This is a genomic window from Streptomyces sp. NPDC007095 (genome assembly GCF_040634475.1).
GTDB lineage: Bacteria > Actinomycetota > Actinomycetes > Streptomycetales > Streptomycetaceae > Streptomyces.
The window spans coordinates 1-6,631 of record NZ_JBEYFS010000381.1 but is presented as its reverse complement, the minus strand read 5'-3'; the positions used below and the strand labels follow the sequence as shown (position 1 = coordinate 6,631).

The window sequence follows — 6,631 nt, the reverse complement described above, 5'->3', positions numbered from 1 at the left end:
CGCTTCCCTTCGGTCTTGCTGTCTTGCTTTGTTCTTGCGTTTCCGACTCTATCAGACCGTTTCCCGATCCGATTTCCTCGGTGCTTTCCAGGTTCCCGCTCTCGCGTTTCCCTTTCCGGCGGTTCCGACTCTATCAGATCCTTTCGGGCCTGATTCCCAGTCAGCGGGGCTTGTCTTCCCAGCCCTTGGGCCGTTCCGACGAGTGAGACTTTAGCGGATTCCTGGCTCCCGAGCTAATCGGGGTGGCGCCCTTTCGAACGCGGATTCCTCATTTCGCAAACACGCATGAAAACGAGCCGACGACGAGTCGCCGTTCGTTGAATGCTTGTTGCGGAATGGCTGTCCGGGGACCGACCGAGGTCGGCGCTCACGTCGGACAACTCGGAGAACATTACGTACCGGGTGGAGGCGTGTCAACTCCGCTCCGGGATGCCCTCCGGAGGCGTACGCTCGCAGCCATGACTACACATACGTGCACCCAGCAGTGGTGGGCCGCCTGACGGGCGGCCGTACTCACGTATGTACTCAACGGCCGCCGCCTCGGCGGCCGTTTTTGTGTCTCCCTCCTGGGGAGCCGGCCGGCGGGTGCGGCGGCCTCGACCAGGAGGTGGAGTGATGACACGGGTCTTCAGTGGGGTCAAGCCGACCGGGCATCTGACGCTGGGGAACTATCTCGGGGCCATCCGGCGGTGGGCCGATGTCGATCAGCACCAGGCCGACGCCCTGTTCTGCGTCGTCGATCTGCACGCGCTGACCGTGGACCACGATCCGGGGCGGGTACGCAGGCTCAGTAGGCAGGCGGCGACGTTGTTGCTGGCCTCGGGGCTCGATCCGGAGCTGTGCACCGTCTTCGTACAGAGTCATGTGGACGAGCACGCGCGGCTGTCCTATCTGCTGGAGTGCGTCGCGACCGACGGGGAGATGCGGCGGATGATCCAGTACAAGGAGAAGGCCGCGCGCGAGCGGGAGCGGGGCGGCAGTGTGCGGCTGTCCCTACTGACTTATCCCGTGCTGATGGCGGCGGACATCCTGGCGTACGGGACGGACGAGGTGCCGGTCGGGGACGACCAGACGCAGCATGTGGAGCTGACCCGGGATCTCGCGGTGCGGTTCAACCAGCGCTACGGGCACACCTTCGTGGTTCCCCGGGCCACGCGGCCTCAGATCGCGGCACGGGTCATGAATCTGCAGGAGCCGATGTCGAAGATGGGGAAGAGCGATGACGTGGGGCCCGGCGTCGTCTATCTGCTCGACGAGCCGGATGCCGTACGGAAGAAGATCATGCGGGCTGTGACCGACAGCGGGCAGGACGTCCTCTACGACCCCGAGGCGCGGCCGGGGGTGTCGAACCTGCTGGAGATTCTCGCCGCCTGTGAAGGTGGGGATCCGGCGACCCTCGGCGGTGCGTACGAGTCGTACGGCGCTTTGAAGAAGGACACCGCCGAGGCCGTGATCGAACTCCTCAGGCCCGTGCAGGAGAGGCACAAGCGGTTGTGCGCGGATCCCTCGTATGTGGAGGCGGTTTTGCGCGACGGCGCCGGGAAAGCCCGGGAGATGGCGCGGCCTCGGGTGGACGAGGCGTATCGGGCGATCGGGCTGCTGGCCGCCGGCTGAAGTCCCTGAGGGAGGGAGGTCATTGACGGCGGGCCGGGGCGGTGGCCCCGGCCCGCTGCCTCTAGTGCCGCGGCAGGCAACGTTTGCCCGTCAAGGTGCGGCATCCGGTGCGTGCTCTCGGCGTGCCGGCCGGAAGTCCTCGTACTGGACGTACTTGGGCTTTCGGCCCGTGCGGCGAGAGTGCGTGCCGGGCGTCGCGACGGGGCGAACGTTGCCTGTTGCGGCACTAGCTGTTGCCGGAGGCCAGTTCGCGGCTGCGGTCGCGGGCTGCCTCCAGTGCGGCGATGAGGGCCGCGCGGACGCCGTGGTTCTCGAGTTCGCGGATAGCGTTGATCGTGGTGCCCGCGGGAGAGGTGACGGCCTCGCGGAGTTTCACGGGGTGCTCCCCGCTGTCGCGGAGCATCACGGCGGCGCCGATCGCGGACTGGACGATCAGGTCGTGGGCCTTGTCGCGGGGCAGGCCGAGCAGGATGCCCGCGTCCGTCATGGCCTCGACCAGGTAGAAGAAGTACGCCGGTCCCGAGCCGGAGAGCGCGGTGCAGGCGTCCTGCTGGGACTCGGGGACGCGGAGCGTCTTGCCGACGGCGCCGAAGATCTCCTCGGTGTGGGCGAGGTGTGCTTCGGTGGCGTGGCTGCCGGCGGAGATGACGGACATCGCCTCGTCGACGAGGGCGGGGGTGTTCGTCATGACCCGGACGACAGGGGTGCCCGCGGCCAGGCGCTCCTCGAAGAAGGAGGTGGGGATGCCCGCCGCGCCGCTGATCACCAGGCGGTCGGCGGGGACGTGGGGGGCGAGTTCGTCGAGGAGGGTGCCCATGTCCTGCGGCTTGACCGTGAGGATCAGGGTGTCGGCGTTCTTGGCGGCCTCGGCGTTGGTGACGGCGGTGACGCCGTAGCGCTCCTGGAGTTCCCTGGCGCGCTCGGGGCGGCGGGCCGTGACCAGCAGGTCGGCGGGGGCCCAGCCTGATCGGATCACTCCGCTGAGCAGGGCTTCGCCGATCTTGCCTGTGCCGAGGACTGCGACTTTCTGGGTCATGGTGCGGGTGCCCTCCGGGGGTGCGTCGTCCTGGGGTCATCCTCGCACTTGGGGGGTTGGGCGGGGTGGGGTGTCCGTTGGGCGGACGGGGGTGCGTTCTTTGGCTTCGGGCGGGTGGGGGCTGGGCGCGCGGTTCCCCGCGCCCCTGGGGATCCGTCGGTGTGGATTCGTCATGCGGTGCGGCGCCTCAGGGTTGCGGCGCCCAGGGCCAGGACCAGGAGGGCGCATCCCGCCACGATGAACGCGTCGCGGACGAAGTTGGCCGTCATGTCGGTGTGCTTGAGGACTTCGTTCATGCCGTCGACTGCGTAGGACATGGGGAGGACGTCGGAGAGGGCTTCGAGGACGGGGTGCATGGTGGAACGGGCCGTGAAGAGGCCGCAGAGGAGGAGTTGGGGGAAGATCACCGCCGGCATGAACTGGACCGCCTGGAATTCCGAGGCCGCGAAGGCCGAGACGAAGAGGCCGAGGGCCGTGCCGAGCAGGGCGTCGAGGAGGGCCACGAGCAGCAGGAGCCAGGGGGACCCCGTGACGTCGAGGCCGAGGAACCAGACCGCGAGGCCCGTGGCCAGGGCCGACTGGACGACGGCGACGGCGCCGAAGGCCAGGGCGTAGCCGGCGATCAGGTCGCCCTTGCCGAGGGGCATGGCGAGGAGGCGTTCCAGAGTGCCCGAGGTGCGTTCGCGCAGGGTGGCGATGGAGGTGACCAGGAACATCGTGATCAGGGGGAAGATCCCGAGGAGGGAGGCCCCGATGGAGTCGAAGGTGCGCGCGCTGCCGTCGAAGACGTAGCGGAGCAGGACGAGCATCAGGCACGGGATGAGGATCATCAGCGCGATGGTGCGCGGGTCGTGGCGGAGCTGGCGCAGGACGCGGGTCGCGGTGGCGGTCGTACGGGAGTAGTTGATCGCGCTCGGACGGGCGGGTGCCGTCGTGTCCGTGCCCGTGTGCGTGGTGGTGGCCGTGGTCATCGGACGGTCTCCTTGCGGGCGTCGCCGGTCGCGGTGGCCTCGTCGACCAGGTGGAGGAAGGCGGCCTCGACGGTGTCGCGGCCGGTGCGTTCGCGCAGGGCGTCGGGCGTGTCGTCGGCGAGGATCTCGCCCTCGCGCATCAGGAGCAGGCGGTGGCAGCGCTCGGCCTCGTCCATGACGTGGGAGGAGACCAGCAGCGTCGCCTTCCGTTCCGTGGCGATGGCATGGAAGAGGTTCCACAGGTCGCGGCGCAGGACCGGGTCGAGGCCGACGGTGGGCTCGTCGAGGACCAGGAGTTCGGGAGTGCCGAGCAGGGCGACCGCGAGAGAGACGCGGTTGCGCTGGCCGCCGGAGAGGTTGCCGGCGAGAGAGTCGGCGTGGGTGGTGAGGTCGACGTCGGCGATGGCCTGGGTGACATGGGCGTCGCGGCGGTCGGCGGCGGCGCGGCCGGGGTCGAGGATCGCGGCGAAGTAGTCGAGGTTCTGGCGGATGGTCAGGTCGTTGTAGACCGAGGGGGCCTGGGTGACGTATCCGATGCGGGAGCGCAGTGCGGCGTCGCCGGCGGGACGGCCGAGGACTTCGAGGGTGCCGGTGACTTTGGCCTGGGTGCCGACGATGGCGCGCATGAGGGTGGACTTGCCGCAGCCGGAAGGGCCGAGGAGTCCGGTGATCTGGCCGCGGGGTACGGCAAAGCCGAGGCCGCGCAGGACGGTACGGGGGCCGCGTACGACGGTGAGGCCTTCGGCGCGGATGGCGATGGCCGGGGACTGGGAGGACAGGGGGGTGGTGGCCGTGGCCTGGGAGGTGATGGTGGCCGTGGGGCGGTCGGGGGGCCGGGGAGTAATATTCATCATGCGATGAATATTGCGTGGGAGGGGTGGCGTCGTCAAGCCCGGTCGCATCCGACGGCGCAGGCGCGCGGCGGCGCGATCGGAAGGGGGCGCTCCGGCGTGCGGTGGGGTGGTGCGCTTCCGTGTTCACCAGGCGGTTACACGGAAGGGCTGCGCGATCGACTCCCGTTACCGACAATGGATTTCAGTGCGCGGTCATATGCCCACCGGCCTTGGTGCCGCGCCGTTGGATCCGCCGTGCCCTCCCCCGGCTCGGCACCCACGCATCTTCCGCACTCAACCGGAGGTGCCGTCGCCATGCGTAAAGCCGATCTGCGTCGAGCCGATCTGTCCGCGTCTCTCGTCGTGTTTCTTGTCGCGTTGCCGTTGTGTGTAGGGGTCGCCATCGCCTCGGGCGTGCCGGCCGAGTTGGGGTTGGTGACCGGGATAGTCGGTGGCCTGGTCGCCGGGGTGCTGCCCGGGAGCAGCCTTCAGGTGAGCGGGCCAGCGGCCGGGCTGACCGTGCTGGTGTACGAGGCGGTGCAGACGTACGGGCTACGGGCCCTGGGCGTGCTGGTGCTTGGCGCCGGGCTGGTGCAACTCACGCTCGGGGCGCTGCGGCTCGGGCGGTGGTTCCGGGCCGTGTCCGTCGCGGTGGTGCAGGGGATGCTCGCCGGGATCGGGCTCGTGCTGATCGCGGGCCAGGTCTACGCGATGGGTGACGCGTCCGCGCCCGCGAGCGGGCTCGGGAAGATCGCCGGGCTGGTGTCGCTGCCCGGGGACGCGGACCCGGTGGCTCTCGCGGTCGGGGGCGCCACCGTGGTCGTACTGCTGCTGTGGCCGCGTTGGCGGCGCGGGGCGCGGGTGGTGCCGGCGCCGTTGCCGGCGGTGGCGCTCGCGGCGGGTGTGACCGGGGTGTTCGATCTGTCCGTGCGGCGGGTCGAGGTGCGCGGGCTGCTCGATGCCGTACAGCCGCCGTCCTTGGCGGACCTGGGCCGGCTCACGGAAGTGGGCATGCTCGGGACGGTGGTCGCCTTCGCTCTGATCGCCTCCGCCGAGTCGCTGTTCAGCGCGGCGGCGGTGGACCGTCTGCACCGGGGGCCGCGGACCGACTACGACCGTGAGCTCATCGCGCAGGGTGCGGGGAACGCCGTGTGCGGGGCGCTCGGGGCGCTGCCGATGACCGCGGTGATCGTGCGGAGCGCGGCGAATGTGCAGGCCGGGGCGCAGACCAAGGTCTCGCGCGTACTGCACGGGGTGTGGCTGCTGGTCTTCACGGTGGTGGTGCCCGGAGTCCTCGGGATCATTCCGGTGGCGGCGCTGGCGGGGTTGCTGGTGCACGCGGGCTGCAAGTTGGTGCCGGTGCGCGAGGTGCGGGTGCTGTGGCGCGGGCATCGCGGGGAGGTGGTCGTGCTGGGTGTGACGGCGGTGGCGATCGTGGTGGGGAATCTGTTTGAAGGGGTGCTGGTCGGGCTTGCGCTCGCCGTCGCCAAGACCGCGTGGGACATCAGCCATGTGCATGTGGAGACGGAGGACCGGGGGACCGCGGGGATGGTCGTACGGGTGATGGGGAACGCCACGTTCCTGCGGCTGCCGAAGCTGCTGGACGCCTTGGAGGCGCTGCCGCACGACCGTGACGTACGGCTGGAGTTGGGCGGGTTGCGGCATGTGGACCACGCGTGTGCGGCGGCCCTGGAGCGGTGGGCCGCCGCGCGCGATCACGAGCGGGTGGCCACGATCACCAGTACGTCGTAGACCTCCTCGACCCGGCCGTCCGGAAAGGTCTCCAGGAGGTGGGTGCGCTCCTCGGCGAGGAAGGCGTCGGTGTCCTCCTTGCCGAGGATCAGGAAGGCCGAGTGGCTGCCGATGTTGGCGAGGTGGGTGTCCACGGGGACGTGACGGCTCCAGCGGACGACGCGGTGGGTGTGGGGCGGGGGTTCGGGGGCGCCTTTGAAGGCGCGTTCGGTGAGGAAGCCTACGGCTCGCTGGTGGGATTCGGTGCCTTCTTCGGTCTTGGTGGCGGCGCCTTCTCCAGCCCTGGCGGCGGCGCCTTCTTCGGCTTTCGTGGCGGCGCCTTCTCCAGCCTTCGTGGCGGCGCCTTCTCCAGCCTTCGTGGCGGCGCCTTCTCCAGCCTTCGTGGCGGCGCCTTCTCCAGCCTTCGTGGCGGCGCCTTCTCCAGC

5 protein-coding genes and 2 pseudogenes are annotated in these 6,631 nt (G+C 69.8%); 3 read left to right on the top strand and 4 right to left on the bottom strand.

The window, feature by feature from the left end; translation table 11 throughout:
- Nucleotides 1-615 precede the first annotated feature (615 nt).
- On the top strand, nucleotides 616-1,614 hold the full coding sequence (gene trpS, locus ABZ656_RS55360; protein WP_101399938.1) for a tryptophan--tRNA ligase: 999 nt from the start codon (nucleotides 616-618) through the stop codon (nucleotides 1,612-1,614).
- Between the two features lie 226 nt (nucleotides 1,615-1,840).
- Here trpS and proC read toward each other — a convergent pair whose 3' ends face one another.
- From proC to ABZ656_RS55345, 3 genes are all read right to left on the bottom strand, one after another.
- Nucleotides 1,841-2,650, bottom strand: a complete 810-nt coding sequence (gene proC, locus ABZ656_RS55355) for a pyrroline-5-carboxylate reductase (protein ID WP_101399937.1) — start codon at nucleotides 2,648-2,650, stop codon at nucleotides 1,841-1,843.
- Nucleotides 2,651-2,820: 170 nt separating this feature from the next.
- Entirely contained in the window at nucleotides 2,821-3,621 is an 801-nt protein-coding gene (locus tag ABZ656_RS55350; RefSeq protein ID WP_101399936.1) for an ABC transporter permease, read from the bottom strand.
- Nucleotides 3,618-4,475, bottom strand: coding sequence for an ABC transporter ATP-binding protein (locus ABZ656_RS55345; protein ID WP_101399935.1), 858 nt, complete (start codon nucleotides 4,473-4,475; stop codon nucleotides 3,618-3,620). Before ABZ656_RS55345 ends, ABZ656_RS55350 begins: the two co-directional genes overlap by 4 nt.
- Nucleotides 4,476-4,769: 294 nt before the next feature.
- Between ABZ656_RS55345 and ABZ656_RS55340 the strand changes: the two genes are divergently transcribed.
- Nucleotides 4,770-6,206, top strand: coding sequence for a SulP family inorganic anion transporter (locus ABZ656_RS55340; RefSeq protein ID WP_360279954.1), 1,437 nt, complete (start codon nucleotides 4,770-4,772; stop codon nucleotides 6,204-6,206).
- On the opposite strand, the pseudogene ABZ656_RS55335 reads toward ABZ656_RS55340, so the two are convergent.
- Nucleotides 6,170-6,376: pseudogene (locus tag ABZ656_RS55335) on the bottom strand (SAM-dependent methyltransferase); the annotation flags it as partial. The gene ABZ656_RS55340 and the pseudogene ABZ656_RS55335 overlap by 37 nt on opposite strands.
- On the opposite strand from ABZ656_RS55335, the pseudogene ABZ656_RS55330 reads away from it, so the two are divergent.
- Nucleotides 6,347-6,631, top strand: a pseudogene (locus ABZ656_RS55330) (hypothetical protein); the annotation flags it as partial. The pseudogenes ABZ656_RS55335 and ABZ656_RS55330 sit on opposite strands and share 30 nt — an antisense overlap.

Bases quoted from the DNA above. Each gene is read 5' to 3' on its own strand.
- trpS (WP_101399938.1), top strand. From the start codon at position 616: ATGACACGGGTCTTCAGTGGGGTCAAGCCGACCGGGCATCTGACGCTG.
- proC (WP_101399937.1), bottom strand. From the start codon at position 2,650: ATGACCCAGAAAGTCGCAGTCCTCGGCACAGGCAAGATCGGCGAAGCC.
- ABZ656_RS55350 (WP_101399936.1), bottom strand. From the start codon at position 3,621: ATGACCACGGCCACCACCACGCACACGGGCACGGACACGACGGCACCC.
- ABZ656_RS55345 (WP_101399935.1), bottom strand. From the start codon at position 4,475: ATGATGAATATTACTCCCCGGCCCCCCGACCGCCCCACGGCCACCATC.
- ABZ656_RS55340 (WP_360279954.1), top strand. From the start codon at position 4,770: ATGCGTAAAGCCGATCTGCGTCGAGCCGATCTGTCCGCGTCTCTCGTC.